Raw genomic sequence first — 26,223 nt, 5'->3', positions numbered from 1 at the left:
CTTTTACCCATCTTTACTTAGCTTTTGCCGCTTTTGACTAGCATAAAATTCTACATGGATTGGAAAAAGCGATATGTTTTCGCGTTTCGCTTCGGTGAGCCGATCGAAATCTTATAGGTTACTGAAAAATATTGCTTTATTGAAATTCTGCGACTAAGTGTGGAAGGGGGAATAACTCCGTACGTTAAAGGCAAAGGGAAATGACATTACATCAAAACAATCACATCACGCGAACGCTGCTGGCAGTCAGTATGATAGCAATGATCGGCGGGGCGCAGGCGGCGCAGGTGCCGCCGGGCACCCAGCTGGCGGAAAAGCAGAAGCTGGTCAGAAATAACGGCAGTGAACCAGCCTCGCTCGATCCGCACAAAGTCGAGAGCGACGTTGAAAATAATATTATTAGCGATCTCTTCGAAGGTCTGGTCAGCGTATCGCCTGCGGGGGTGGTCGAGCCCCGGCTGGCGGAACGCTGGGAAAACAAGGACAACCAGCTGTGGACCTTCCATTTACGTCCCGGTCTGACCTGGTCCGACGGCACGGCTATCACGGCGCAGGATATCGTCTGGAGCTGGCAACGGCTGGTCTCGCCGGCCACCGCCTCCCCCTATGCAAGCTACCCCGGCAATATGCATATCACCAACGCCCGAGAGATTGCCCTGGGGCAAAAGGGCCCCGAGACGCTGGGGGTGAAAGCCCTAAACGACACCACGCTGCAGGTCACCCTGACTCAGCCGAATGCTGCCTTCCTGGCGATGCTGGCGCACCCCGCGCTGGTGCCGATCGACAAAGTGCTGGTGGAGCGTTTTGCCGATAAATGGACCCGGCCAGAGCATATCGTCACCAGCGGGCCCTATAAGCTGACCCAATGGGTGGTGAATGAACGGCTGGTGGCTGAACGTAATGTGAAGTACTGGGACAATGCGCACACGGTTATCAATAAAGTCACTTACCTGCCAGTCTCTTCCGAGGCCGCCGATGTCAATCGCTACAAAGCGGGGGAGATCGATATTGTTTACACGGTGCCGATCAATCAGTTTGCGCAGTTGCAGAAAACCATGGGCGACCAGCTGGACGTTTCGCCACAGTTGGCGACCTATTACTACGAGTTCAATACCACCCGGCCGCCGTTTAACGACGCGCGCGTGCGTCGGGCGCTGAATATGGCGCTTGATAAAGATATCATTGCCGGAAAAGTACTCGGCCAGGGCCAGCGCCCGGCCTGGGTGATCAGTCAGCCGGATATTGGCGGCGTGACGCTACACAACCCGGACTATGCCAGCTGGCCGCGCGAGAAGCGGATTGCCGAGGCGAAAAAACTGCTGGCGCAGGCAGGGTACGATGAGCGGCACCCACTGGTCTTTACCCTGCTATATAACACCTACGAGTCACATCAGCGCATCGCCATCGCCGCCAGCTCTATGTGGAAGAAAAACCTCGGCGTCGAGGTGAAGCTGCAGAACCAGGAGTGGAAGACGATGCTGGATACGATGCATACGCATAATTTTGACGCCGTCCGCTACGCGTGGATTGCCGACTACGACGATGCCGCCTCCTTCCTCAATACCTTCCGCACCGGGGATAGCGAGAACACCAGTCAGTACAGCAACCCGGCTTACGATGAGGCGCTGCACAACGCGGCGAAAGCCACCGACGTGGCGACCCGCGGCAAATACTATCAGCAGGCGGAAGATCTGCTGGCGCAGGATGTTCCCGCCATTCCGGTCTATCACTATGTGCGTACCCATTTAGTGAAGCCCTGGGTGGGCGGCTTCACGCCGGACAAACTGGGATACTACTACACCAAAGATATGTATATAAAGAAACTGCCGTCCGCGAGCGGCGATGGGCGCTGATTTTCTGTGCGAACTGCCTGAAATTCAGACGAATAACACAGATTTGTTTGTTTTTAAGGCAGTTGAACAAAATGGTGCTTTACAGCATCCGCCGAGGTGTTTATAGTGCGCCTCACACCGGAAGTGTGGCCGAGCGGTTGAAGGCACCGGTCTTGAAAACCGGCGACCCGAAAGGGTTCCAGAGTTCGAATCTCTGCGCTTCCGCCATATAAAAGAAGGGGTTACCGAAAGGTAACCCCTTTTTGCTTTTCCCTTTGACCATCCCCACCGCACTTCATCCTGACCTCCCGACTTCGCAAACCCGCCATGCGAAACCTCGTTGGCTCTGTCAGTGCCGCAGCGTAATCAGCTGGCGAAAATAAAACCACCAATCCGTTTAAAAGGAGGAATGTTAATTGTTCCGAAGCACGATATAAGCGAATTGATGCTCAGGAATAAAAAACTTTCCGCAAAAAAACTTCGTCTATACTTGGAAAAATGATGATTTACCTGCCACGGTTTTACGCAGAAAAGAAACCAGTGAGGTCAGCATGCCTGTCATTAATCCGCAAGATATCAAAGAATTACGGGCGTTGGTTGAACAGCAATTAAAATACACGCTGTGTGTCAGCTTAAATAAAGCCACGCAAGGCGATATTTTTAACGCGGTGGCGCTGGCCATTCGTCATTTTCAGCAGGACCATTTTCTGTCGAGCCAGGCGCGGCAGCGCGGAGCGCGAAAAAAGCGAGTTTACTACCTGTCGATGGAGTTTTTACTCGGCCAGTCGCTGCGTAATAACCTGGTGAATATGAATTTACTGTCGGAGATGCGCCAGGTGGTCAATGACCTGGGGTTTGATCTTGAACGCCTCCTTGACGAGGAGCCTGACGCCGCGCTGGGTAACGGCGGGTTAGGGCGCTTAGCCGCTTGCTTTATCGACTCGATGGCTACCCTTGACATTGCAGCGTCCGGGCATGGCATCAAATACGAATATGGCCTTTTTCGCCAGTCATTTCAAAACGATCAGCAGATCGAACATCCTGATGACTGGCACTCCATGCATTCCCCATGGCTGGTGGAGCATCACGCCCAGCACATTCTGATCCCGCTGGGGGGGTATATCGAGCATAGCGAAGATATAGAAGGTAATTACAACCCGATGTGGCTCGGCTGGAAAACTATCGTTGGTATTCCCCATGACTATTTTGTTTCCGGCTACCGGGATACGACCACCAACAAGCTGCGTCTCTACAGCGCGGTAGCCTCTGACTCCTTTAATATCCATATTTTTAATCGCGGCGATTATATCAAGGCGGTGAGTGAAAAAATCGCCTCGGAGAATATTTCAAAAATACTCTATCCTTCCGATGAGGTGCTGACCGGAAAAGAGCTGCGGCTGACCCAAGAATATTTTCTGGTGGCCTGTACGCTGCGGGATATATTTCGTGACTACGCTGAGGTTAATGACGACATTACTTTGCTGGCGCAGCATGTGGCTATTCAGCTTAATGACACCCATCCGGCATTGGCGGTGGTGGAGCTGATGCGGATCCTCGTGGACGAATACCGACTGCCCTGGGAGCAGGCGTGGGAGATAACGCAAAATACCTGCGCCTACACCAATCATACGCTGATGCCGGAAGCGCTGGAGACCTGGCCTGTGTCGTTGTTTGAGAAACTTCTGCCGCGTCATTTGCAGATTATATTTGAGATTAACCACCGTTTTCTCGAAGCGGTGGCCCGGCGCTGGCCGGATAAAAATCATCTGTTATCTTCGCTGTCTTTAATTGACGAACATCATGATAAGCAAATCCGCATGGCTAATCTGGCCATTGTCGGTAGCCATCGCGTGAATGGGGTGGCGTGGCTGCACTCAGAATTGGTCAAAAAACAGCTGGTGCCTGATTTCTATTTTATCACCCCGGAGAAATTCATTAATCAGACCAACGGCGTCACACCGCGTCGTTGGGTGCAGCAGGCTAACCCTGGGCTGGCAGAGTTTTTGCAACAACAATTGGGGGAGGGGTGGCCAACCGATTTACCCCAGCTCTCCCGTCTGGAAAACCTGGTGGACGATCCGGCCGTTATTGACAATATCCGGGCCATAAAATTTGCTAACAAAACCGCGCTCAGCCAGCTGGTGGCGCAACGCTACGGCATCCCGCTGGATCCGCTGGCCATGTTTGACTGTCAGGTCAAACGTATTCACGAATACAAACGACAGTTACTCAATATTCTTCACGTGATCGCGCTGTACCTGGATATCAAAGAGGCAGGGAGAACGATTGCGCCTAAGGTCCATTTGTTTGCGGGTAAAGCGGCGCCGGGCTACCGGATGGCGAAGCTGATTATTCAGTTGATTAATACCGTTGCCCGAAAAATTAACAGTGACCCGCAGGTCGCCGGGCAGCTTAAAGTGGTTTTCCTCGAAGATTATAAAGTCTCGCTGGCGGAAAAAATTATTCCCGCCACGGATCTCTCTGAGCAAATTTCCACCGCCGGGACCGAGGCGTCCGGCACCAGCAATATGAAGTTTGCCATGAACGGCGCGTTAACTATCGGCACCTATGATGGGGCGAATATCGAAATCCGCGAGGCAGTGGGGATCGATAATTTTTATCTGTTTGGCGCGGTGGCGGAAGAGATTGAAGAGAGCCGACGCCTCGGGCATCACCTTGCGTTCTATCATCAGAATCCGGCTATCGCGCGAGTGGTCGATAGCCTGGTGTCCGGGCAGTTTACCGCCGATCGCGAACGGTTTGCGCCGCTGCATCAGATGCTGACGGGGGCCGATCATTACTGCCATCTGCTGGATTTCGACAGTTATTGTCAGGTGCAACAGCAGGCGATGGCTGATTTTGAACAACCGGATCGCTGGCACCGCCGGGCCTTGCTCAACATTTGCCGGATGGGGGAGTTTTCCAGCGACAGAACCATCCGCGGCTACGCCAGGGATATCTGGGGCATCACCCGCTAAAAAAGCACACGCCAAACAGAACTGAGTCGCGTTGACAGGTGTCAGCCAACATTGAGGATAAAGATGAACGTTGAATTACATACTGAGCAGGGCGTCAAAATTATCGTGCCCCTGGTGCGTCGACTGGATGCTTCCGTTGTCTCGGCGTTTAAGCAGCAGGTCCTCGAGGCCATCGACGGGGAGACGAAAAACGTACTGCTGGATCTGAGCCATGTCGAGTTTATCGACAGCAGTTGCCTGGGCGCCCTGGTATCCATACTCAAGAGCGTCAGTGGGCAGGGAGAGCTGGTGCTGTGTTCGCTCAACGGGACGATCCAGAACCTGTTCAAGCTTACCCGTTTGGATCGTATCTTTTCTATTAAAGAGAACCGTCAGGAGGCGCTGAACCTGTTTGCTCAGGGATGAGGTTTGTACAGGGCAGGATTGCCGCCGGGTTACTGACCGCCCGTTTATTCTTCGATAATCCGAGCCTTCGGTTTACTCAGCAGGAGCATCACCAGCGCGACGTAGGGCATCGGCTTCCAGAAGAAGTAGCCCTGCAGCAGAGGAATATTCTGGCGATTGAGGTAATCCAGCTGGGCCTGGGTTTCAACGCCCTCGGCAATGATGCGCAGTGAAAGCGTTCGGGCCATCTCTATCACGCAGTCCAGCAGCTTGCTTGACGGCGTCTCTCCGGTCACGCGACCGACAAAGCTCTGATCGATTTTAATGTAATCAAACACCAGTTCGTGCAGATAGGAAAGCCCGGAATAGCCGGTACCAAAGTCGTCCAGCGCGATGGAAAACCCGCAGTTGTGTAACCTGTTGAGCTTGTCGACCACCGCCCCATTGAGTAACAGCGGTTCCTGCTCGGTGATCTCCAGCATCAGCTTTACCGCTTTACCCTCAAAGCCGCGCCGAAAGTGCAGACAATCATCGATAAACGTCGGCGAGTTAATATGCGACGCGCTGATGTTGAGGCCGATATGAAACCCATCCGGTAGTTTATTAAAGAGCGGTCTCATCTGGGCGGTTACCTGCGCCATCAGGCTGCGGGTCAGCGGAATAATTAAGCCGGTACGCTCGGCCAGCGGTATAAATTCAGCAGGTGAACGCGAGGGCGTGGTGGTGTTTTGCCAGCGTGCCAGTATTTCCACACCGTATATCTCACCGGTTTTCCCGTTCACCAAAGGCTGGTAGTAGGGAACGATATAGCCCTGGGCGATGGCGTAGCGCAACTTTTCTTCTTCAGAGGTGTAAACATTGAGAAATTTACGCATCAGAAAATAAAACAGCAGCGAAACAGAGAAAATAAAAATCAGCAAACCGGCGCCATTATTCACCAGGCGGCCGGGGCTTAAAAAAGATGACTCGGGATAGGCAATGCGAAACGGATAGGCCGGCGAGGTAAAAACGCTCCGGCTTGGATCAGCAGCCTGTGGCTGGACATCGCCATGCCTGGTAATCATTTGATCCTGAACCCATAGGGCCAGCCCATTGCTATCCGAATCGCTATATAGCGCATCGCGCAGATGGACGTCGCTGATAGTGACAATCACCCGGATCTGCGCTGAGTGCGTCTGATAGATCAGCACCGGACGCTTATTGATCATCATTCTGGCCGGGAGCAGCATCAGAGGTTCGTCAGATAAAGAAACAGGGCTGAGCGTCAGGACCCGGTTGCCGGGCAGGGACGAGCACCACACCTGGCCCTCTTTTATCAGCATAATGGTGCGCAGATGCGGCTGCAGGGCGGCCTCCGTTCCGAGCTGAAACTGACCCTGTTCCGAGCACCCGCTGCGGCTAACGTTCATCGCCGTCACCGTTGCTGTGCGGGCCTCATCCAGAATAACGGCGATTTTCGTCGCCGCCTGGCGGGCGGCGGCGACATGGGCGGCCTGGTCGGAATGCCACAGTTGCCAGTTAATGACGAACACGCCAGCCAGAAATACCACCAGCGCGAGGGAAAAGGCAATCCATGCGTTTCGCCGCTTTATCTCTTTCATTTATCGTGCGTGCCAGGGTGAGTGTGCATAAAGTTAACCATCCCTCTGACGGTAAAGGCTTTTTAATGATCGTAGAAGGGGGATATCTTTCGTGATGACGGCGCATATTAAAAACATGATCAGTATCACAATACCCGCCGGCAAAGACCGCAGATAACGTGCAGAGGCGGCTGCTCTGTCACGAAGGCAATAAAATAATCGCAGCTTAATGTTTTCTTAATCTAAATTTCGGGAACGGATGGTTTTAAGCATTTTCTAATCCCTAATAACAGACCGGCGCTATTTTTTGCTTTTTTAAGTTTATGATAATTGTTTTCATTATCATTCTTTTTTTGCTGTGATTTAATCCTCTCCGCTCAGGCTATTTACCATTAATTGCCCTATTTCATTAAGGATGCGTTCATGAAATCTCGCTTATCGCCCCTCCGCACGGCAGCGCTGGTTGCCGCTTCTCTGTTTCTGGCGCCGCAAGGGATGGCGGCTGACGGTCAGGACGGGATTGTGGTCTACAACGCCCAACACGAAAATCTGGTGAAGTCGTGGGTGGATGGATTTACGAAAGAGACCGGTATTAAAGTCACGCTGCGCAATGGTGATGACAGCGAGCTGGGTAATCAGCTGGTTCAGGAAGGCGCCGCGTCGCCAGCCGATGTGTTTCTGACCGAGAACTCGCCGTCGATGGTGCTGGTTGATAATGCCAAACTTTTCGCCCCGCTGGATGCGGCGACCCTGCAGCAGGTTCCGGCGCAGTACCGCCCTCAGCACGGTCGCTGGATCGGCATCGCCGCGCGCAGCACCGTCTTCGTCTATAACCCGGCGAAAATCAGCGAGGCGCAGCTGCCGCACTCGCTGATGGATCTGGCAAAACCGGAGTGGAAGGGCCGCTGGGCGGCTTCGCCATCGGGGGCGGATTTCCAGGCTATCGTCAGCGCGATGCTGGCGCTGAAGGGCGAGCAGGCGACCCTCGACTGGTTGAAGGCGATGAAAACCAACTTTGTCGCCTATAAAGGCAACAGCACGGTGATGAAAGCGGTCAACGCCGGGCAGATCGACGGCGGGGTGATCTACCATTACTATCGCTTCGTTGACCAGTCAAAAACCGGCGAGAACAGCAAAAACACCCAACTGTATTACTTCAAACATCAGGATCCTGGGGCCTTCGTCAGCATTTCCGGCGGCGGCGTGCTGGCCTCCAGCAAACATAAAGCGCAGGCGCAGGCCTTTATTAAATGGATCACCGGTAAGCAGGGACAGGATGCGCTGCGCACCAATAACGCCTTCGAATATGCGGTGGGGGTAGACGCGGCCTCTAACCCGAAACTGACCCCGCTGAAAGATCTGGACGCCCCGAAGGTAGAACCTTCCTCGCTGAACAGTAAAAAGGTCATTGAACTGATGACGCAGGCTGGCCTGCTCTGATCCTGAGGAAGTGATGTTGCTATGTCTGTTCTGAGTCTGTCGCTCGGAAAGAAAACAGGACGCCTGCCCGAGCGCAGGCGTCCTGCATTTCCGATGGTTGCCTTAGCGCTCCTGTTTTCATTGCTGGCGCTGTTGCCGTTAGGGTTTGTGGTGGCGGTCGGATTCGATACCGGCTGGCCGACAATCAAAGCGCTGGTCTTTCGCCCGCGGGTAGGCGAGCTGCTCAGCAATACCCTGTGGCTGACGGTGCTGGCGGTCCCCATCAGCATTGTGCTTGGCGTGACGCTGGCCTGGCTGACGGAACGTACCGCGCTGGCCGGGCGGCAGCTGTGGTCGGCGCTGGCGGTGGCCCCGCTGGCCATTCCAGCCTTTGTTCAGAGCTACGCGTGGGTCAGCGCTGCGCCCTCGCTGCATGGCCTGGGCGCCGGGGTGTTTCTTTCCGTGCTGGCCTACTATCCGTTTATCTATATGCCAGTGGCGGCCGTGCTGCGCCGACTCGATCCCACGCTTGAAGATGTCGCCGCATCGCTGGGCACTCCGCCGTGGAAAGTGTTCTTTCGGGTAGTCCTCCCGCAGCTGCGGCTGGCTATCTGCGGCGGTGCGCTGCTGGTGGCCCTGCATCTGCTGGCGGAATATGGTCTGTATGTGATGATCCGCTTCGATACTTTCACTACCGCCATTTACGATCAGTTCCAGTCGACCTTCAGCGGTCCGGCCGCCAATATGCTGGCGGGCGTGCTGGCTCTGTGCTGTCTGGCGATCCTGCTGCTGGAGAGCGCTTCGCGCGGTAAAGCGCGCTATGCGCGTATCGGCGCCGGGGCGGCGCGCGAGCAGAAGCGCCTGGTGCTGGGTAAAGGGGCCGCTTTCGGCGCGCAGCTGCTGCTTCTGTTGCTGGTGTTGCTGGCGATGGGGGTGCCGTTGCTGGTCCTGGGACGCTGGCTGTGGCTGGGCGGTATCGACAACTGGCTGCATGCCGATCTGTGGCATTCCCTGCGTCAAACGCTGCTGCTGGGGGCGGGCGGGGCGCTGCTGACGACGGTCTGCGCGATCCCCATCGCCTGGCTCGGCGTGCGCTATCCGCGTCCGCTGTTCCGCCTGCTGGAGGGGTGTAATTACATCACCAGCTCGCTGCCCGGCATCGTGACCGCGCTGGCGCTGGTCACCGTCACCATCCACTATGCCCGTCCGGTGTACCAGACAGAAGTGACGCTGTTTCTGGCCTATTTGCTGATGTTTATGCCGCGGGCGCTGATTAACCTGCGCGCCGGTATCGCCCAGGCGCCGGTGGAGCTGGAAAACGTCGCCCGCAGTCTCGGACGCAGCCCGGCCCGCGCCCTGTGGAGTATCACCATGCGGCTTGCCGCCCCGGGGGCGGCCGCCGGCGCCGCGCTGGTGTTCCTCGGCGTCAGCAATGAGCTGACTGCCACGCTGCTGCTCTCGCCGTTAGGCACCCGCACGTTGTCGACCGGATTCTGGGCGTTAACCAGCGAGATCGACTACGTGGCGGCGGCGCCCTACGCGCTGTTGATGATCGTCATTTCGCTGCCGCTGACGGCGGTTCTCTATATGCAGTCGAAAAAAATGGCAGGGTTGTAACATGCTGGAATTGTCTTCTGTTTCGAAATCCTTCGCCGACGCGCAGGTCCTCGATAATATTCATCTTCAGGTGGCGCCGGGTAGCCGGACGGCTATAGTGGGTCCGTCGGGTTCAGGAAAAACCACGCTGCTGCGCATTCTCGCCGGTTTCGAAACGCCCGACAGCGGGCGGATCGTGATGCACGGCGCGCCGCTGTTTGCCGAGGGCGTGTTTGTTCCTGCCCACCAGCGACGGATCGGCTACGTTCCGCAGGAGGGGGCGCTGTTTCCTCACCTCAATGTGGCGGACAATATCGCCTGGGGTCTGGACGCCAGCCGCGAGGAAAAACGTCGCCGGGTGGGCGCGCTGATGGAGATGGTCGCCCTCGACCACAGCCTGGCGCGCCACTGGCCGCATGAGATCTCCGGGGGCCAGCAGCAGCGTGTTGCTCTGGCTCGCGCCCTGGCCCAGCAGCCGGCGCTGATGCTGCTCGATGAACCCTTTTCTGCCTTGGACACCGGCCTGCGCGCCAGCACGCGCAAAGCGACCGCCGATCTGCTGGCGGAGACCGGCATTGCCTCGATTCTGGTGACCCATGACCAGACCGAAGCGCTGTCGTTCGCCACACAGGTGGCGGTGATGCGCCAGGGGCGTTTCGCCCAGGTGGGGACCCCGCTGGCGGTTTACGCGCAGCCGGTGGATGAAGAGACGGCGCTGTTTCTCGGCGATGCCCTGATCCTCCCCGCACGGCTGAGCCCCGGGCGGGCCAGCTGCGCGCTGGGCGACCTGGCGACAGATGCAGGACATCCTGCTGGTGAAGGTAAGGTGATGTTGCGTCCGGAACAGCTGAGCGTCAGCGTGAGCGGGCCGCAGGAAAGTACCGCCACCATCCGCGATGTTGATTTCTCCGGCCAGCTCTCCACGCTGACGCTGTCGATGTCCGGGCACGATCGGCCGATTGTCCTGCGAACCGTAAGCCAGCCGGCGTGGCAGCCCGGCGCGACGGTACGACTGACGGTCAGCGGCAAGGCGCGAGTGTTCAGCGGCTAATCTCTGAGCAGGCGCCGCCGGTTATCGGTGGCGCCGCACGGAAAGCTAATCAGCTGAGGGATTTAGCCGATAGTATCCGCGCCACTGACCTCGTCGCCATGGAGTGGTAGTACGTTGGAACAATTCCGCGGGGTCAGTCTACCTCACCGCCGTTTTGTCGGCGCGTCGCTTTTTCATTCGTCCCGCTGCGCTTAACTGCTATCCTGTCCCGCGATCGGCCCTGTGGTTACCATGAGACATCGCTATGCCTGAATGCCTTATTCCTGCGAAACGCCCCATTCCGTCCGCTTTGGCGCGGGGTACGCTACTGCCTGCGCTGCTGGTTATCGTCGCCGTCGCTGTCGGCTGTGCGCTGGTGTCGCCGCCCATCGGCACGTGGCGAGAAATCCTGGCCAACCCCGGGCTCTATATCGATTTGCTGGCGCTGCTGTTTCTGGTGTTTATGCTGTGGAGCTCAGCGAAGGTGCGGATGAGCCATATTGCCGTCAACTGGGTGCGCTATGGGCTGCTGCTGTGGATTGCCGGCGGCACGTTCGATGTGATGGATGAGATGGTGGTTCAGCCGCGCTGGATGGGCTACTACTGCGAAGATCTGCTGCGCCTCTCCGGGATGCTGCTGACCGTGGTGGGCGTCTACAAAATTATTGAGCGCATCAACCTGCTGTACGTTGACGCGCGCTCGCAATCCCTAAAAGATGAGCTCACTCAGTTGCCCAACCGCCGCTTTTTTATCGATACCATTCGCGAAAAGTCCGGACATGCGTTGGGGCTCATGATCCTGGATATCGATTTTTTTAAGAAAATCAACGATACCTGGGGCCACCTGGTGGGGGATGAAGTGTTATTTTCCCTGGGGAAACAGCTGGCGAAACTGACCAGCGAGCAGGTCCTGCCGGCGCGTATCGGTGGGGAAGAGTTTGCCATTATCGTCGATGGCCTGTCGGAGCCTGAGCTGCACGATCTGGCGCAGGCGATCCTCGACAATGCCCGCACCATCCTGATCAATCATCAAACACCGCTGTCGATCAGCATTGGCGTTGGAACCTGGCGGCCGGGCGAAGCTCAGGAGACGTTTATCCGCAAAGTCGACGAGGCGTTGTACAAGGCCAAGCACAACGGGCGCGGGCGCGTGGAGTGGGCGTAATATTCCGACACGGCAGGTTAGGCCTGCTGTGCGCTGCGGCAGTGTCGCCGATACTCTGACGGCGAACGCTCGGTGTAGCGTTTGAAGACCCGGCAAAAATAGTTGCTGTCGACAAAGCCGCAGTTATGGGCGATCTCTTTCACCTTCAGGTCATAGCCGCGCAGCAGCTGTTTTGCCTTTTCAAGACGCACCCGGGTCAGATATTCGTTAAATCCCACCGAGCCTGATTTCTGGAAAATATGCGAAAGATAGTTGGGCGTGATGTGAAAACGTCTGGCCACTGATTCCCGCGTCAGCGGCAGGCTCAGATTTTCCTCGAGATAGTCCTGAACGGCAAGAAACAGATCCCGGCTGCGACTGACGCGCATTTCCAGCCCAACCAGCTGTTCGCGACAGTGGCTCAGTAGCGCGGCGACCACCAGCCGGGCGGTCAGTGGATCGGGCTGCAGGCTGACTTCATTCAGGCTCAGCAGCAGGTAAGAGCCCACGCGCGGCCCGAGGCGGGCAACGCTTTGCTTCTCCGTGTGCAGGCTTTTCCCGTCCCAGCGCTGAATACTGAATCCCAGTTTCTGCCGGCCAAACAGGATACTCAGGGTAGTGGCCGGGCCGGTCCACTGCGGCAGCGTCCACTTTCCCGCCTGCACGTAGAGTACCTGCAGCGCGGTTAACGTCGAAGCGGCTAGCGGCAGCCCCTGTTCATTAAGCTGACCCTCCAGCACAATTTCCAGACGTGGAAACGGTACGTTGAAGGCAAGGGCAGGCACGGAGATATCCGGCTCAGGAAATCTCACCTGTAAGCGATCTTTTTGACCGATTAACCGATGCAGTATATCCGGCAGATCTTCAATCATTCTTTGCCCTCAGCATGCGCATTATCCTGTTGATGATAATCTATTTTTTTCTCCCCGGCAGCGTTTGTTAAGCCATTTTGCGCGGTGGATTCCCGGTCAGCTACAGCACAGGCATCGCCGAAAACGTGATTGTTGACGCCCATCACACTTTGTTGGCTCGCGTACGTATGTCCAGTTTTTCGTAGCGTTCGCCTCCTGTCATGCCGCGGATGGACCAGTAGAGTTTGTTTGTGTTATCGGAACGTTAAAAAGGAACGCAACATGAACTCATCATCAGCTAGCTTTCTCGATGCGTTAGGCGCCAGCCTGGCGCTCAGCGCGCAAATGAAACACGAGCTCGACACCCTCGGCTACACCGTTGTGCATAATGTCGTTGACGCCCAGTGGCTGAGCGAAATGCGACGGCTAATTGATACCCTGGTCGAGCGCGAAGGCGACAATCTGGCGATGGAACATCATCAGGAAGCGACCGCGACGCGGATCGCCAACCTGGTGAATAAGGGGGTTATCTGGGAGAAAGTCTGGGCTCATCCGCTGATCCTCTCCGCCTGCCGCTATATCTTCAACGGCGATTTTAAAGTCTCCAGCCTGAACGCGCGCGAGGCGTTATATAACGGCGGCCACCAGCCGCTGCACGCCGACTGGAAAAAGCCGCGCCCGGATTTTCCCAAAGTCCACCTGGTGAATACCATCTGGGCGATAGACGATTTGAGCGCCGCCAACGGCGCGCCGCGGATTATCCCCGGTACCCACCTGCGTCCTGAGCTCCCGGAAGAGGTACTGGCCGACCCGGAGCAGGCCCACCCTGATGAAATCGTGTTTGCTGCGCCGGCCGGGAGCGTGATGATTTACAACGCTCACGCCTGGCACGGCGGCACGCGTAATCGTGAGGGCAGCAGACGACGGGTGCTGCATGGGTTATACATCGATCGCGCGGATACGCCGCAGCAGGACCAGCGGCGCTGGCTGACGCCCGAGACGGCCAGCCGCCTGACGCCAGCGCAAAAGTGGTTGCTGGATGTAGAGTAAGGCCCGTCGCCGGTCAGGGAAGTTCAACATAGACGACCGGCTTTTTCATGATGCTTTTCACGGCCTCGACGATCTGCTGCGGCTGCAGCAGGAAGCTCTTGATGCTGGTTTTAATCGTCCGCAGGCCGCGAAAGCGCTGGGCGTCGTCAATTTCGATATCCGTCACCAGCAGCACCACTTCGGCGCGGGCGATATCTTCTGCGGTAATGCGATTTTCAACGCCGAGCGCGCCCTGAGTTTCCACCTTAAGATGCCATTTTTCATGATGACCGACCTTTTCCAGCCGTTCGGCAGCCATATAGGTGTGCGCCACTCCGCTGACGCAGGCGGTGACGGCGATAATATTGAAGTCCATAACATCCTCCTGGCGTTAACCGCCGATAGTGACGTGGAATCCGGCCGCTTCGGCCATTACCCGATAAGGTTGAATGTCCGCTTCGTCAGGCGCTTTCACCCTGGCCAGCGCCCAGGGTTTGCCCAGCAGACGGTATTTGGGCTCGCCGTATTGATGAAATGGCAGCAGGTGCAATTCTGTAAGATTAAAAGGTGCGAGAAAGTTCAGAATCTGGCGAAAATTATCGACGCTCATGGTATAGCCCGGGATCAGCGGCACGCGTGGGATGAGGTTGATCTCTCTAGCCGCCAGCTGGCGAAAATTATCCAGTACCCGCGGCTGATTGATTCGCAGTAGCGACAATGCCCGCTCAGGTTCCATGATTTTAAAATCAAATAACACCTCGTCGCAGGCTTCAGCCCCCGGTAAAAAACGGTTGAAGGGCCCGTCGCCAGCGGTTTCGATGGCGGTGCGGATCCCCCACTGGCGCAGGCGCTGGAGAAAGCGGGCGGCAAATTCGGCCTGCATGAGCACTTCACCGCCGGAGAGGGTGACACCGCCGCCGGAGGCGCGGAAGAAGACTTCATCCTTCAGCACCTCCTGAAAGAGGTTATCCAGCGTCATGTCGCGACCGATCTGCTCCCATGCCCCGGAGGGACACTCGGCGACATCCTGCTGGCAGCGGGCGCAACCCAGGCATTTACTCTGTCGGCGCAGGGTCTGGATCCTGGGTGACATTGACTCCGGGTTGGCGCACCACGGGCAGGTGTGGGGGCAGCCTTTGAAAAAGACCACCGTGCGGATCCCCTGGCCATCGTTGAGGGAGTAGCGCTGCAGATTAAAAATGCGCGCCCGGTCGGCGCGCGTCTCCATCACCTCACAGCTGATGCGCGGTGCGGCGGATAATGTCATCCTGAATCTCCTTTGACAGCTCAACAAAGAAGGCGCTGTAGCCCGCGACGCGCACCACCAGGCCGGCAAAGTCCTGCGGCCGTTGCTGCGCTTCACGCAGGGTGTCGGCATTGACCACGTTAAACTGAATATGCTGCAGCTTGAGCTTGCAGAAAGCCTGTAAAAAGTCTGCCAGCTTGTTTAGCCCGCCGTCGCCGGCCAGCGTCGCCGGGGTGAATTTAACGTTGAGCAGCGTACCGTTCGACAGCAGATAGTTATCCAGCTTGCTGACTGATTTCAGCACCGCCGTCGGCCCCTGGGCATCCTGGCCGACCATTGGCGACAGGCCGCCGTCCGCTAACTGTTCGCCAGCCAGCCGCCCGTCCGGGGTAGCCCCCACCACCGAGCCCAGCGGCACGTGCGCCGAGACGGTATAGGAGCCGGGCGTAAAACGCCCGCCGCGCGGATTCAGATATTGTTCCACCTCTTTGCAGTAAAAGCGCAGCAGATCGGCGCTGATATTATCGACGTCGTCGATATCGTTGCCGTATTTTTCAAAACGGTTGATCAACCGGGCGCGGATTTTCTCTCCCTCTGGCGTCTGGAAGTTGGCTTTCAGTACCGCCATCAGTTGGTCAAAGCTAAGGCGCTGCTGGTCAAAGACCATCCCCTTCAGGGCATAAAGCGAATCGCTCAGGTTGGCGATCCCGATGCCCTGGACGCCGGAGAAGTTATAGCGCGCTCCGCCGGCGGTGATGTCTTTACCGTGCTGCACGCAATCTTTAATGAACGAGGAGAGGAGAGGCACTGGCGCCCAGTCGCGATGGCCGATATCGCAGATATTGCTGCCCTCGACCATCAGCTTGATGTAATAGCGAATTTTGTCGCGCATCTGGCGGATAAGCCCTTCCCAGCTGACCTCCGGTTGTCCTTCATTTTCCTGCAGGACAAGTTCCATGACCTTCAGCAGGTTGAACATGGCGATATCATGCAGGCCGTAGGTGCGGCCGGGGATCGACAACTCGACGCAGCCGACCACCGCGTAGTCGCGGGCGTCTTCCAGCGACACGCCGCGATTGAGGAAGGCGGGGACCACCACCTCGTCGTTGAAAATCTGTGGAATGCCGGTGCCCAAGCGGATGGTTTCGGCGGTTTTACGCAGGAACGGGCGGTCAATCAGCTCGTTCACCCGCACGCCAAGATTCGGCTGCGGCAATTGCACGTTTTGATAGGCATCGAGGCATAAAAATGACAGCACGTTGACCGCGCTGCGCCCGGTTTCCGTTAGCCCACCGAGCAGGGCGGTATACCCGGTGGGAAAACCGGCGAAATAGCGTGCGCTACTGGAGGAGCGCAGCAGGACGATGTCGTTGCATTTTACCCAAAGCGACTCCAGCAACTCCTTGAGCGACGCCGGATCCTGTCCTTGATTCAGCGACGCCTGATAAAACGGCAGCATGTACTGGTCAAAACGGCCGAGCGAAATGGAGCTGGCATTGGATTCGTACTGCAGAATGATGTTCATATACCAGAACAGCTGGCAGGCCTGGGGGAAGTCCGTTGGCCGGTGCTGCGCATTGTGGCGCGAAATCGCGGCGATGGTTAACAGCTCCCGCTGACGCTGCGGATCCTGACAGTGTCCAGCCATCTCCTCGGCCAGCGCGGCGTAGCGCAGAATATGGCGCTGAGAGGCCTCCAGCAGGATCAATACCGCCTGATAAAAAGGGTTATCAGGCTGCCGGGCGCAGTGTGATTGCATCTCCGCAACCAGCGCGTCCAGGCCATTATTCAACAGGTGCGGATAGTCGATAATGATATGGCCCTGGCCTTTATCGGTCTGGTTCACGCTGAATATTTGGGTGCTGACGGCGGCTTTGACCTCGTCGGTCATCTGGCCGTTGATGAAATCTTTCATTGAGCGCTTTTCCCAGTAGGGGAACAGCGTTTCCCGATAGACGCGCTTATCTTCTTCGCTTATCGCGAAGCGGTCCTGCGGTCGGGTCGGGAAGGTGTCGAGCTCGTTAAGCAGCCAGTAGGGATCCATCTCCGGCGACATAATGCCGGCCCGCGGTTTGATGGTACGGTTGCCGGCAATCAGTTCATCATCACGAATCGAAATGTCTACCTTATCGAGGATCCAGGCGGTGGCCTTCGCCCGGCGAATAATCACCGGCTCGCCCTCCGTTTGCCGATGGCTGGCGGTATAGAGCAGGGCGCGTTCAAGTGATATTTCGCGCGGTTGGGCGAACAGGCTGGCTTTCAGGCGTTGAGTACGATTCGTCATGACAAACTCCATGTTGTGGCGAAGGGCGCGCGGGCGCCCCTTTTAAGGCTTCAGGCTCGTTGGGAAAGGTGGCTGTCTATCTTGTTCATGATGGCGTCGGCGCGTTTGACCGCATCGCTGATATTGACGCGTACGATAGTTTTCCCGGCAAAACGCTCTTCGAATTTGATACCGATATCTTTGGTCAGAATGACCATATCGGCGGCGGCGATCTCTTCCGCGGTCAGCTCGTTTTCAATGCCGATAGAACCCTGGGTTTCAACTTTGACCTGCCAGCCTTTGGCCTTAGCGGCGCTTTCTAACGATTCGGCGGCCATATAGGTGTGAGCCACACCCGACGGGCAGGCGGTGACAGCGATAATGTGGGTCATAATCTGTTCCTTCCAGTCTGTTAGTTAATTTCAAAATCAAGGTCTAATTCGTCGTCGGCTTTGGCGTCAGACGATTTCTTTTTAGCCAGCGCTTTCAGCACAATGACGCAGGCGGCGCTGACGCAGGCGCCGACCAGCAGCGCGGCGATAAAGCCGAGTTTGCCCTGGACCACCGGCAGCACGATGAGCCCGCCCCAGCCGGCGTAACACTGGGCGCCCAACAGCGCCGCGGTGACGCAGCCGCTGGCCGCGCCAATCATATTGGCCGGAATAACGCGCAGCGGGTCGGCAGCGGCAAAGGGAATCGCCCCTTCGGTGACCCCGACGCAGCCCATCACCAGCGCCGCTTTGCCGGTTTCCCTCTCTTCGGCGGTGAAATATTTGCGGCCGATCAGCGTCGCCAGTCCCATCCCCAGCGGCGGTACGGCGATGCCGACGGCGGCGATAGCCACTACGCTGTAGACCCCCTGTGAAACGCAGATCAGCATGAAGGCGTAGGCCACTTTGTTCACCGGGCCGCCCATATCAAACGCCAGCATCAGGCCCATAATGATGGCCAGCACCACGATGCTGCCTTCGCGCATGCCCTGCAGCCAGTTGGTCAGGTTTGCCGTGAGCGCGCCTACCGGTTCGCCGAGCCCCCACATCATGATCCCGGCAGTAATAAAGGTGCCGATGATGGGAATAATGAATATCGGCATCACCGAGCGCAGCACCTTGTGGACCGGTATTTTTTTCAGGTAATAGACCACCAGACCGCCGATCATCCCAGCGATCAACGCGCCAAAGAAGCCGGCGCCGAAGCTGTTACCTACCCAGGCGCCGATGGCGCAGGGGGCCAGCGCGGCGCGGTCGGCGATGGAGTAGCCAATGTAGGCGGCGAGAAAAGGGACCATCAGCGTCAGGCCGGCGACGCCAATATCAAACAGTTTCTTCAGGTTGGGATCGGTGGCGGCATCCGGAACCGCACCTTTGCCATACAACATGACGGACACCGCCAGCAGGATCCCGCCGGAGACCACGAAGGGGATCATATGTGACACGCCGGTCATCAGATGCTGGCGAGTATTTTTTAGTATTTGCACCAGTTCGTTCATTGCTTGCTCCTGAGCGCTGTAGGGCCCGTGACAGTATTGATGGCTCAACATTAGAAAAAGGGCGCCGCATAAAACAGTAGAGAAAAAGTGCATTTACTGGATATTTGTAAGGTTAGAAAAGAATTGCGATCCACCTCAAATCTTAGTGATGACAGGAGGAGTGAGCGCTAAAAGGGTGGAATTGTGATGGCGGGCATAAAAAAGTATCGTGTGTACAATAGTCCAGTAATTGCCAGTTTTGTCACCTAGTCCACTTGACCATCTTTCATTACCTTTTGGGGAATTAATGGATTACTCAGGAGGAAGGCGATGGCTCTGGTCATTGAATTTACATGTGATTTGCCCAACGGCGTGCATGCGCGTCCGGCCAGTCTGGTCGAAACGCTGTGTAACCGTTTTTCATCGGCAATTGAGTGGCGGAACCTGCGCTGCGATACCGGTGGCAATGCCAAAAGCGCGTTGGCGGTCATCGGCACGAACACCCTGAAGGGCGACACCTGCCAGCTGCTTATCAGCGGCGAAGATGAAGCCGGGGCTTACGCCGCGTTAACGGCCTTTCTGCGTGATGAATTTCCTCACTGCGACGCGCCGCTGCCTACGGCACAAGCGCTGGACGTCCAGCCGGTGCCGGAGTCACTCTCACGTCTGAACCCGACGCTGTTCCATGCCAGTCCGGTCTGCGCCGGCAGCGCGGGGGGCAGACTCATCCATCTAAAATCCCGCGATTTGCACGAGCTTGGCGCACTGCCCGTCGCCAGCAGTCCTGAACAGGAGCAGGCGGCACTGGATAACGGCCTGCGCCTGCTGGTGAAAGATATCGAACTGCGGCTGCTGGACAATGACGGTACCGCCAGCGCGATACTGGAAGCTCACCGTTCGCTGGCGACGGATGCCTCGCTGCGCCAGCATCTGCTCGGCGGGATCCTCACCGGTCTCAGCTGCGCCCAGGCGATCGTCGCCACCAGCGACCACTTCTGCGCCCAGTTCCGCGATTCCGGCAGCAGCTATCTGCAGGAGCGAGTGCTGGATGTGCGCGATGTCTGCTTCCAGCTGTTGCAGCATATCTACGGCGAAGCCCGTTTCCCGGCGCCGGGTCAACTGCGGGAAGCCGCCATTTGCCTTGCCGACGAACTCACCCCCAGCCAGTTCCTCGAACTGGATAAAACGCATCTCAAAGGGCTGCTGCTGCGCAGCGGCGGCACTACGTCGCACACCGTGATCCTTGCCCGCTCATTCAATATCCCGACCCTGGTGGGGGTTGACCTCGACGCACTGTTGCCCTGGGAGGATACTCAGGTGCAGATCGACGGCAACGCCGGGCTGCTGGTGGTCGACCTGAGTCCGGCGGTGGCGCGCTACTATCAGCAGGAGTCGTGGGTTCAGGCGCAGATCCAGCAACAGCAGCAGGTATGGCTGGATAAGGCGGGGCAGACGGAAGACGGTATCCGCGTCGAGATCGCGGCGAACATCGCCCATTCGGTAGAGGCGGTGGCGGCCTTCAACAACGGCGCGCAGTCGGTTGGCCTGTTCCGCACGGAGATGCTCTATATGGACCGGCCCGGAGCGCCATCGGAAGACGAACTCTACAACATTTTCTGCCAGGCGCTGGAGCCTGCCGCCGGGCGCAGCATTATCGTGCGGACTATGGATATCGGCGGTGATAAGCCGGTGGCCTACCTCAACATTCCGGCGGAAAATAACCCTTTCCTCGGCTACCGCGCGGTGCGCATCTATGAAGAGTACCAGGCGCTGTTTCATACTCAGCTGCGGGCGATTCTACGCGCTTCGGCGCACGGCTCGCTGAAGATCATGATCCCGATGATTTCCTCAATGGAAGAGATCCTGTGGGTGAAAGAGCGGTTGGCGGAGGCCAAACAGTCGCTGCGCGTCGAACAGATCCCGTTTGATGAAAAAATCCCGATGGGCATCATGCTGGAGGTGCCGTCGGTGATGTTCATCATCGATCAGTGCTGCGAAGAGGTGGACTTCTTTAGCATCGGCAGCAATGACTTAACGCAATATCTGCTGGCGGTCGACCGCGGTAACGCGAAAGTGACGCGCCATTACAACAGTCTCAACCCGGCCTTCCTGCGTGCGCTGGACTATGCCGTGCAGGCGGCGCACCGGCAGGGGAAATGGATCGGCCTGTGCGGCGAGCTGGGGGCCAAAGGTTCGGTGCTGCCGCTGCTGGTCGGCCTCGGCCTGGATGAACTGAGCATGAGCGCGCCGACGATCCCGGCGACCAAAGCGCGTCTGGCGCAGCTGGACAGCCGCGCCTGCCGTCAGCTGCTGAATCAGGCGATGCAGTGCCGTACCTCGCTGGAAGTGGAGCATCTGTTGGCCCAGTTCCGCATGCGCCAGCAGGATGTGCCGTTGATTAGCCGCCAGTGCATCACCCTCAACAGTGACTGGCGCAGCAAGGAGGAGGTGCTGAAGGGGATGACGGATAACCTGCTGCTGGCCGGGCGCTGCCGCTATCCACGCAAGCTGGAGGCCGATCTCTGGGCCCGCGAGGCGGTGTTCTCCACCGGGCTGGGCTTCAGCTTTGCCATTCCGCACAGTAAATCCGAGCATATTGAGCAGTCGACCATTAGCGTCGCCCGCCTGGCGCAGCCGGTGAAGTGGGGTGATGAAGAAGCGCAGTTTGTGATTATGCTGACGCTAAACAAGCATTCGGCGGGCGACCAGCATATGCGCATCTTCTCGCGTCTGGCGCGGCGCATTATGCACGCCGAGTTCCGCCAGGCGCTGGTATCCGCTGAGAGCAGCGAGGCTATCGCAACGTTGCTCCAGCGTGAGCTTGAGATTTAAGCTACTGAACTTTAGGGTTTTTTATCGTTTTTTTTGCACTGCCCATTTTATTTGCAATGAATTTTGCTGTGATTTCATTCCCCGTCACTCCTCTCTCACTTACCTCAGACCACACCGAAAGGTGTGGTTTTTTTATACATTTTTGTAACATCGATCGCAAATTTATAATTACACAATAACAAATTGTTTGATCATTATGTAATTCAGCGTTAGTTTGCCTGCGAAGAAAATCCATATTGACCGTCCGGGGTGGGCGAGAAACAAAGGGGGATTCGATGACTAAAGAGCAAGAGTTTCACTGCGACGTACTGGTGGTCGGTAGCGGTGCGGCAGGTATGTCAGCGGCAGTAAGTGCGGCACATCAGGGGCTGAATGTACTGATTGTGGAAAAAGCAGCGCGTTTCGGTGGCACTGCTGCCCGATCTGGTGGGTGGGTATGGATCCCGGGCAGCGATCAGGCTAAAGCCTGGGGCCATCTTGATTCAATTGAGTCGGTGAAGCGTTACTTAAAGCATGAAGGGGGTGCCAGCTATAACGAAGAACGAGTGGATGCATTCTTGCGTCATGGCCCGCAAGCCGCCGCCTTCTTTAGCCAGGATACCGCAGTCAAATTTGAAATGCCTCTCACTTTCCCTGATTACCATGCTGAAGCTCCCGGGGCAGCGCAGGGAGGACGCTCCATGGTGGCGAAGCCGTTCGATGCTCGTCAGTTGGGGAAACATTTGGCCCAATTGGAACCTCCGCTACCTGAATTGACAGTGTTTGGCATGATGATTGGGTCGGGCAACGATATTCGCCACTTTATGAAAGCGACGCGTTCGCTGGAGTCCGCCATCTACGCCACGAAGCGTTTAACTAAACATTTTTGGCAAACGTTGACCTGTGGACGAGGCATGACCTTAACCAACGGTAATGCTCTGATGGGCAGATTAGCTAAATCGGTCTTTGATAAGAATGTGCCGCTCTGGCTGAATTCACCCGTCAGGGAGTTGATCCTTAAAGAGGGGGCGGTCATTGGCGCAAAGGTAGAAAAAGAAGGATCGTTATATACGGTCTACGCATCGCGCGGTGTGGTGCTGGCCGCCGGCGGTTTTTCTCATGATATTAAGAGACGAAGCGAACACTATCCCCATACGCCAACCGGGAAGGAACACTGGAGCCCGACAGCCGAAACCAATACCGGCGACAGCCTGAATATGTTTGAAAATATCGGTGGGAGAGTCGATAGCCATTTGCCAAACGCCGCCGCATGGGCACCGATATCGTTAACCCGACGACCGGACGGCGGTCAGGGAGTGATGCCACACTTTATTGATCGGGCAAAGCCTGGCGTTATCGCGGTGACTCGTCAGGGACGCCGTTTCACTAACGAAGCCAACTCCTATCATGATTTCGTGCAGGCAATGATCAACGTTAGGGATGCTAAAAGTGAAGTTTGTGCCTGGTTAGTTTGCGATCGCCGAACTCTCAGACGCTACGGGCTGGGATGTGTCGCGCCATTTCCGCTACCGTTGAAACGCCATTTGACCTCCGGCTATCTCCTTGAAGGGCGCACGCTGGAAGCATTGGCGGAAAAAGCGGGCATTGAGGTGGCACAGTTTAAGGCGACGGTGGAGGAATATAACCGTTATGCCGCCTACGGTCAGGATCCGATCTTTGGTAAAGGTTCAAAAGCCTATAACCGTTATCAGGGCGATGCTTTGCATAATCCTAATCCTTGCATCAATACCATTGAGCGCGGGCCTTTTTATGCGGTGAAGGTTTTACCTGGTGATATCGGGACCTACAACGGTATCCCGGTTGATGCGGATAACCGTGTTCTGGATCAGCAGAAGAAGCCCATCCGCGGCCTGTTCGCCATTGGTAACGATGCCACTAGCATCATGGGCGGTAATTACCCGGGGGCAGGTATTACCCTGGGACCGGCATTAACTTTCGGATATGCCGTGGGTCAGTATTTGGCTCACTGCAGCACCCCTTCAGTCTCCGAGACGATAAAAAAAGCATCCTGATGCTTTAACTATTTTTCTTGCCTCCGGATGCGCTCTTTCACGCATCCGGAAGGATGGGTTATTACTCTTGTTGAAGAACACGATTATGCAAATTGCACCATTATTTGATTTAAGCGGTAAGAAAATACTCATCACCGGGGCGGCAAAAGGTAATGGCGCCGCCTTAGCGCGCGGGATGTCGGATGCTGGGGCAGAAGTCATATTGGTCGATGTCGATGACAAAGGTGTGCAGCGTTTAGCAGATACATTTAGAGCAGAAGGGCGATTAGCCAGTGCGTACCGGCTTGACGTTAGCCAGATCGAAGGATGTCTGCAGCTTGCTGAGGAGGTAGGGGATATCGATGTATTAATCAATAATGCAGGACTGTTGAAGCGGATCCCCTTTGCATCGGCATCTGTTTACGAGGCCTTTGCCGTCACGCTCGCCGTGAATGTTCATGGTCCTTTTAATATGACCCGTGCATTTTTACCTGCCTTAAAAAGACGGCGTGGAAATATTATTAATATTGCTTCTATCCAGTCCTTTGTCGCCGCACCAACCTCACCCACCTATGCCATCTCTAAAGGCGCGCTGGCGCAGTTAACCCGGACGCTTGCTGCGGAACTGGCGACGGATAATATACGTGTAAACGCCATTGCTCCGGGAATGATCGCGACAGAAATGTCGGCAAGTACAAGGGATAATGAAGAGGTTATGCAGCGTTTTTTGCAGCACGTGCCGATGAAGCGTGCCGCGCAACCTGATGAACTTATTGGCCCTGCGACTTTTCTCGCTTCGTCTGCTGCCAGCTATGTGACCGGTGTGATATTGCCTGTAGACGGAGGATATCTGGTGAGCTGATGGATTACCGTTGCGTTGAGGCTGGTGAGTGAAGCATCCCAAAACATATTGTTAGCACCTGATGCCCAAGATAAAGTACCGCTTCATAACAACCTGACATCAGCGGTAAGTGCTATGAAATCAGAATCGCGTGGGATCCAGAGCGTGGAAATCGCCGGGCAAATTTTACGAGTACTGGTGGACCATTCCCGTCCCTTAACGCTCAGCGAAATAGCTGAGCGGGCAGGGACAACTTCTGCGCAAATTCATAACTATCTGGTAAGCATGACGCGCGTGGGTCTGCTTAAGCGTGACCCACAAAGTCAGAAATTTGAACCAGGGGCACTAGCCCTCCGTTTAGGCGTCGCAGCCCTACATAGCCAGTCGGTAGTGGAAGAGGCTATTGCTCATATTGCAGCGTTGGGACAGCGTTTAAACGTCAATATGTTTCTTTCTGTGTGGGGACGTTTTGGCCCGCTGGTCATTGACTATCGTGAGCATGGTGCAGTGATGAATATTGGTTTTCGCCTGGGAAGCGTACTTTCTCTGACCCAGACAGCGACAGGAAAACTTTTCGCCGCTTATCACGATCGCGAACAGTGTACCGAGGTAATTAACCAGCAGATGTTTACGCGCGATAAGCTGGATGATTATCTCTCCCCGGCTTTTCAGCAACAATTGGCCGCCATCAGGAGAGACAAAATATCGATTGCACAGTCTTATCCGTTGGCATCAATTACCAGCCTTGCTGTCCCGGTGTTTGCGGCTGACAACTCGCTTACCCTGACGATCAGCGCGTTTGCGGCCGCTCATGATTTGATAGGTGAGCGCTTAACGATGGTGAGCAATGCTCTTCAAGCGCTCGCCGCCTCCCTTTCATGCAATGAGATCGCTTATGAATCACGTTGATAATGATAAGAACTCGCGTGGAGTGCAGTCGGTTGAAACTGCCGCCTTGATGTTAGAGTTCCTCACAGGCCAACAGGGTGGTGTGCCGCTAAAAAAGATTGCCCAGGCTGTAGGTATGAGTCCGGCACGGGCTTTCCCGTATCTTATAAGCCTGGTACGTAGTGGACTGGTGACAAAGGATGATGCACGAGGGCTTTATCTGCCCGGCGAACTGTCACAGCAGTTAGGAATGCTGGCTCTGCATTTACACCGTCCTTACGATACCGCTGAACATACGTTGAAGATCTTAAACCTGGAATGCGGACATAGTGCTGCCCTGAGCGTTTGGGGGAACATGGGACCAACGGTCGTGCGCGTTGAAGAGAGTCGTTATAGCGTATATCCGGAAATTCGAATCGGGTCGGTGATGTCGCTGGAGCAGACCTCCATTGGTCAGGTATTTTCCGCCTGGATGCCAGAGGAGATCGTTCGCGAGGCATGGGAGGCGGAGTATTGGCGACGTGAGCACCGTGCGGCGCCGAAAACGGCTATGGCGGCATTCTTTGCGAAGTTAGAGGCTGTTCGTCAGGCCGGGTGCGACTTCAAGCAAAATGTTCCTGCGCCAGGATTGAGTTCCGTGAGCGCGCCGGTTTTTGATCTCAGTGGTTCAATAGCTTACGCGTTGACCTTGTTTGATGAGAGTGGGGTCATTGATGTGAGCCCCGGCGGTGCAGCCCAACAAGTGTTGCGCCATCATGCATACTGCCTGTCGGCAGCGCTGGGGCTACGGATTGATTATCCCACTGGTGATTTAGCGGTTACCTCAACGCGTTGAGTATCTCTAGTGTGCC

The 26,223-nt window shown here is 56.3% G+C and carries 19 protein-coding genes, 1 tRNA gene and 2 pseudogenes; 14 read left to right on the top strand and 8 right to left on the bottom strand.

All coding sequences use genetic code 11. The features are described from left to right. Positions 1 to 200: 200 nt before the first annotated feature. The 4 genes from LGM20_RS16505 to LGM20_RS16490 all read left to right on the top strand — a co-directional run bounded on the left by LGM20_RS16505 (position 201) and on the right by LGM20_RS16490 (position 5,215). Entirely contained in the window at positions 201 to 1,853 is a 1,653-nt protein-coding gene (locus LGM20_RS16505; protein ID WP_044521972.1) for an ABC transporter substrate-binding protein, read from the top strand. Positions 1,854 to 1,972: 119 nt separating this feature from the next. Continuing rightward, a tRNA-Ser gene (locus LGM20_RS16500) sits at positions 1,973 to 2,060 on the top strand. A 323-nt stretch (positions 2,061 to 2,383) separates the two neighbouring features. Further along, positions 2,384 to 4,810, top strand: coding sequence for a glycogen/starch/alpha-glucan phosphorylase (locus LGM20_RS16495; protein WP_044521973.1), 2,427 nt, complete (start codon positions 2,384 to 2,386; stop codon positions 4,808 to 4,810). Between the two features lie 63 nt (positions 4,811 to 4,873). Next, positions 4,874 to 5,215 carry an STAS domain-containing protein gene (locus tag LGM20_RS16490; RefSeq protein ID WP_044521975.1) on the top strand — a complete coding sequence of 114 codons (342 nt, stop codon included), beginning with the start codon at positions 4,874 to 4,876 and terminating at the stop codon, positions 5,213 to 5,215. Positions 5,216 to 5,259: 44 nt separating this feature from the next. Here LGM20_RS16490 and LGM20_RS16485 read toward each other — a convergent pair. Together LGM20_RS16485 and LGM20_RS16480 are read right to left on the bottom strand one after the other, a co-directional pair. Continuing rightward, a pseudogene (locus LGM20_RS16485) lies at positions 5,260 to 5,973 on the bottom strand (EAL domain-containing protein); the annotation flags it as partial. Between the two features lie 213 nt (positions 5,974 to 6,186). Next, positions 6,187 to 6,795, bottom strand: a pseudogene (locus LGM20_RS16480) (CSS-motif domain-containing protein); the annotation flags it as partial. Positions 6,796 to 7,197: 402 nt separating this feature from the next. On the opposite strand from LGM20_RS16480, the gene LGM20_RS16475 reads away from it, so the two are divergent. The 4 genes from LGM20_RS16475 to LGM20_RS16460 all read left to right on the top strand — a co-directional run bounded on the left by LGM20_RS16475 (position 7,198) and on the right by LGM20_RS16460 (position 11,984). Continuing rightward, entirely contained in the window at positions 7,198 to 8,214 is a 1,017-nt protein-coding gene (locus LGM20_RS16475) for an iron ABC transporter substrate-binding protein (RefSeq protein WP_032455292.1), read from the top strand. Between the two features lie 21 nt (positions 8,215 to 8,235). Then, complete coding sequence (locus LGM20_RS16470) at positions 8,236 to 9,810, top strand: ABC transporter permease (protein WP_044521979.1); 1,575 nt, start codon at positions 8,236 to 8,238, stop codon at positions 9,808 to 9,810. 1 nt (position 9,811) lies between these two features. Beyond that, on the top strand, positions 9,812 to 10,840 hold the full coding sequence (locus LGM20_RS16465) for an ABC transporter ATP-binding protein (protein ID WP_023289069.1): 1,029 nt from the start codon (positions 9,812 to 9,814) through the stop codon (positions 10,838 to 10,840). A 244-nt stretch (positions 10,841 to 11,084) separates the two neighbouring features. Next, complete coding sequence (locus LGM20_RS16460; RefSeq protein ID WP_044521982.1) at positions 11,085 to 11,984, top strand: GGDEF domain-containing protein; 900 nt, start codon at positions 11,085 to 11,087, stop codon at positions 11,982 to 11,984. A 17-nt stretch (positions 11,985 to 12,001) separates the two neighbouring features. Here the strand turns inward: LGM20_RS16460 and LGM20_RS16455 are convergent, their stop codons facing one another. Then, positions 12,002 to 12,835: a helix-turn-helix transcriptional regulator gene (locus tag LGM20_RS16455; RefSeq protein ID WP_023289071.1), complete on the bottom strand. Its 834-nt coding sequence runs from the start codon at positions 12,833 to 12,835 to the stop codon at positions 12,002 to 12,004. Positions 12,836 to 13,096: 261 nt separating this feature from the next. Between LGM20_RS16455 and LGM20_RS16450 the strand changes: the two genes are divergently transcribed. Next, on the top strand, positions 13,097 to 13,864 hold the full coding sequence (locus tag LGM20_RS16450; protein WP_023289072.1) for a phytanoyl-CoA dioxygenase family protein: 768 nt from the start codon (positions 13,097 to 13,099) through the stop codon (positions 13,862 to 13,864). Positions 13,865 to 13,877: 13 nt separating this feature from the next. Here LGM20_RS16450 and LGM20_RS16445 read toward each other — a convergent pair whose 3' ends face one another. The 5 genes from LGM20_RS16445 to LGM20_RS16425 are packed head-to-tail and all read right to left on the bottom strand — an operon-like array spanning position 13,878 to position 18,841. Continuing rightward, complete coding sequence (locus LGM20_RS16445; protein WP_023289073.1) at positions 13,878 to 14,219, bottom strand: PTS fructose-like transporter subunit IIB; 342 nt, start codon at positions 14,217 to 14,219, stop codon at positions 13,878 to 13,880. Between the two features lie 15 nt (positions 14,220 to 14,234). After that, complete coding sequence (locus tag LGM20_RS16440) at positions 14,235 to 15,110, bottom strand: [formate-C-acetyltransferase]-activating enzyme (protein WP_044521985.1); 876 nt, start codon at positions 15,108 to 15,110, stop codon at positions 14,235 to 14,237. Next, entirely contained in the window at positions 15,076 to 17,373 is a 2,298-nt protein-coding gene (locus LGM20_RS16435; protein ID WP_044521987.1) for a formate C-acetyltransferase, read from the bottom strand. The genes LGM20_RS16440 and LGM20_RS16435 overlap by 35 nt, the downstream gene beginning before the upstream one ends. A 50-nt stretch (positions 17,374 to 17,423) precedes the next feature. Then, positions 17,424 to 17,744 carry a PTS fructose-like transporter subunit IIB gene (locus tag LGM20_RS16430; RefSeq protein WP_023289076.1) on the bottom strand — a complete coding sequence of 107 codons (321 nt, stop codon included), beginning with the start codon at positions 17,742 to 17,744 and terminating at the stop codon, positions 17,424 to 17,426. 20 nt (positions 17,745 to 17,764) lie between these two features. Next, a complete protein-coding gene (locus LGM20_RS16425) occupies positions 17,765 to 18,841 on the bottom strand; it encodes a PTS fructose transporter subunit EIIC (protein ID WP_023289077.1) in 1,077 nt (358 codons plus the stop codon). A gap of 309 nt (positions 18,842 to 19,150) precedes the next feature. On the opposite strand from LGM20_RS16425, the gene ptsP reads away from it, so the two are divergent. The 5 genes from ptsP (at position 19,151) to LGM20_RS16400 (ending at position 26,207) form a co-directional block, all read left to right on the top strand. Beyond that, the gene (gene ptsP, locus LGM20_RS16420) at positions 19,151 to 21,652 is read left to right on the top strand and encodes a phosphoenolpyruvate--protein phosphotransferase (protein WP_044521990.1); all 2,502 of its coding nucleotides are present in this window, start codon (positions 19,151 to 19,153) and stop codon (positions 21,650 to 21,652) included. Between the two features lie 275 nt (positions 21,653 to 21,927). Continuing rightward, on the top strand, positions 21,928 to 23,664 hold the full coding sequence (locus tag LGM20_RS16415) for an FAD-dependent oxidoreductase (RefSeq protein WP_044521992.1): 1,737 nt from the start codon (positions 21,928 to 21,930) through the stop codon (positions 23,662 to 23,664). 85 nt (positions 23,665 to 23,749) lie between these two features. Beyond that, positions 23,750 to 24,505, top strand: a complete 756-nt coding sequence (locus tag LGM20_RS16410) for an SDR family NAD(P)-dependent oxidoreductase (protein WP_023289080.1) — start codon at positions 23,750 to 23,752, stop codon at positions 24,503 to 24,505. 24 nt (positions 24,506 to 24,529) lie between these two features. Continuing rightward, the gene (locus LGM20_RS16405) at positions 24,530 to 25,393 is read left to right on the top strand and encodes an IclR family transcriptional regulator (protein ID WP_142375647.1); all 864 of its coding nucleotides are present in this window, start codon (positions 24,530 to 24,532) and stop codon (positions 25,391 to 25,393) included. After that, on the top strand, positions 25,380 to 26,207 hold the full coding sequence (locus tag LGM20_RS16400) for an IclR family transcriptional regulator (RefSeq protein WP_023289082.1): 828 nt from the start codon (positions 25,380 to 25,382) through the stop codon (positions 26,205 to 26,207). The genes LGM20_RS16405 and LGM20_RS16400 overlap by 14 nt, the downstream gene beginning before the upstream one ends. Positions 26,208 to 26,223: the final 16 nt, after the last annotated feature.

The organism is Klebsiella quasipneumoniae subsp. quasipneumoniae, from assembly GCF_020525925.1.
GTDB classification, from domain to species: Bacteria; Pseudomonadota; Gammaproteobacteria; order Enterobacterales; family Enterobacteriaceae; genus Klebsiella; species Klebsiella quasipneumoniae.
The sequence above is the reverse complement of the archived record's forward strand: the minus strand, read 5'-3'. Positions and strand labels throughout refer to the sequence as shown.

What these genes read in the sequence shown, in the direction of transcription:
- LGM20_RS16455 (WP_023289071.1), bottom strand. Translation starts at nt 12,835, where the DNA reads ATGATTGAAGATCTGCCGGATATACTGCATCGGTTAATCGGTCAAAAA.
- LGM20_RS16505 (WP_044521972.1), top strand. Translation starts at nt 201, where the DNA reads ATGACATTACATCAAAACAATCACATCACGCGAACGCTGCTGGCAGTC.
- LGM20_RS16410 (WP_023289080.1), top strand. Translation starts at nt 23,750, where the DNA reads ATGCAAATTGCACCATTATTTGATTTAAGCGGTAAGAAAATACTCATC.
- LGM20_RS16415 (WP_044521992.1), top strand. Translation starts at nt 21,928, where the DNA reads ATGACTAAAGAGCAAGAGTTTCACTGCGACGTACTGGTGGTCGGTAGC.
- LGM20_RS16475 (WP_032455292.1), top strand. Translation starts at nt 7,198, where the DNA reads ATGAAATCTCGCTTATCGCCCCTCCGCACGGCAGCGCTGGTTGCCGCT.
- LGM20_RS16450 (WP_023289072.1), top strand. Translation starts at nt 13,097, where the DNA reads ATGAACTCATCATCAGCTAGCTTTCTCGATGCGTTAGGCGCCAGCCTG.
- ptsP (WP_044521990.1), top strand. Translation starts at nt 19,151, where the DNA reads ATGGCTCTGGTCATTGAATTTACATGTGATTTGCCCAACGGCGTGCAT.
- LGM20_RS16490 (WP_044521975.1), top strand. Translation starts at nt 4,874, where the DNA reads ATGAACGTTGAATTACATACTGAGCAGGGCGTCAAAATTATCGTGCCC.
- LGM20_RS16430 (WP_023289076.1), bottom strand. Translation starts at nt 17,744, where the DNA reads ATGACCCACATTATCGCTGTCACCGCCTGCCCGTCGGGTGTGGCTCAC.
- LGM20_RS16445 (WP_023289073.1), bottom strand. Translation starts at nt 14,219, where the DNA reads ATGGACTTCAATATTATCGCCGTCACCGCCTGCGTCAGCGGAGTGGCG.
- LGM20_RS16440 (WP_044521985.1), bottom strand. Translation starts at nt 15,110, where the DNA reads ATGACATTATCCGCCGCACCGCGCATCAGCTGTGAGGTGATGGAGACG.
- LGM20_RS16465 (WP_023289069.1), top strand. Translation starts at nt 9,812, where the DNA reads ATGCTGGAATTGTCTTCTGTTTCGAAATCCTTCGCCGACGCGCAGGTC.
- LGM20_RS16435 (WP_044521987.1), bottom strand. Translation starts at nt 17,373, where the DNA reads ATGACGAATCGTACTCAACGCCTGAAAGCCAGCCTGTTCGCCCAACCG.
- LGM20_RS16400 (WP_023289082.1), top strand. Translation starts at nt 25,380, where the DNA reads ATGAATCACGTTGATAATGATAAGAACTCGCGTGGAGTGCAGTCGGTT.
- LGM20_RS16460 (WP_044521982.1), top strand. Translation starts at nt 11,085, where the DNA reads ATGCCTGAATGCCTTATTCCTGCGAAACGCCCCATTCCGTCCGCTTTG.
- LGM20_RS16425 (WP_023289077.1), bottom strand. Translation starts at nt 18,841, where the DNA reads ATGAACGAACTGGTGCAAATACTAAAAAATACTCGCCAGCATCTGATG.
- LGM20_RS16495 (WP_044521973.1), top strand. Translation starts at nt 2,384, where the DNA reads ATGCCTGTCATTAATCCGCAAGATATCAAAGAATTACGGGCGTTGGTT.
- LGM20_RS16470 (WP_044521979.1), top strand. Translation starts at nt 8,236, where the DNA reads ATGTCTGTTCTGAGTCTGTCGCTCGGAAAGAAAACAGGACGCCTGCCC.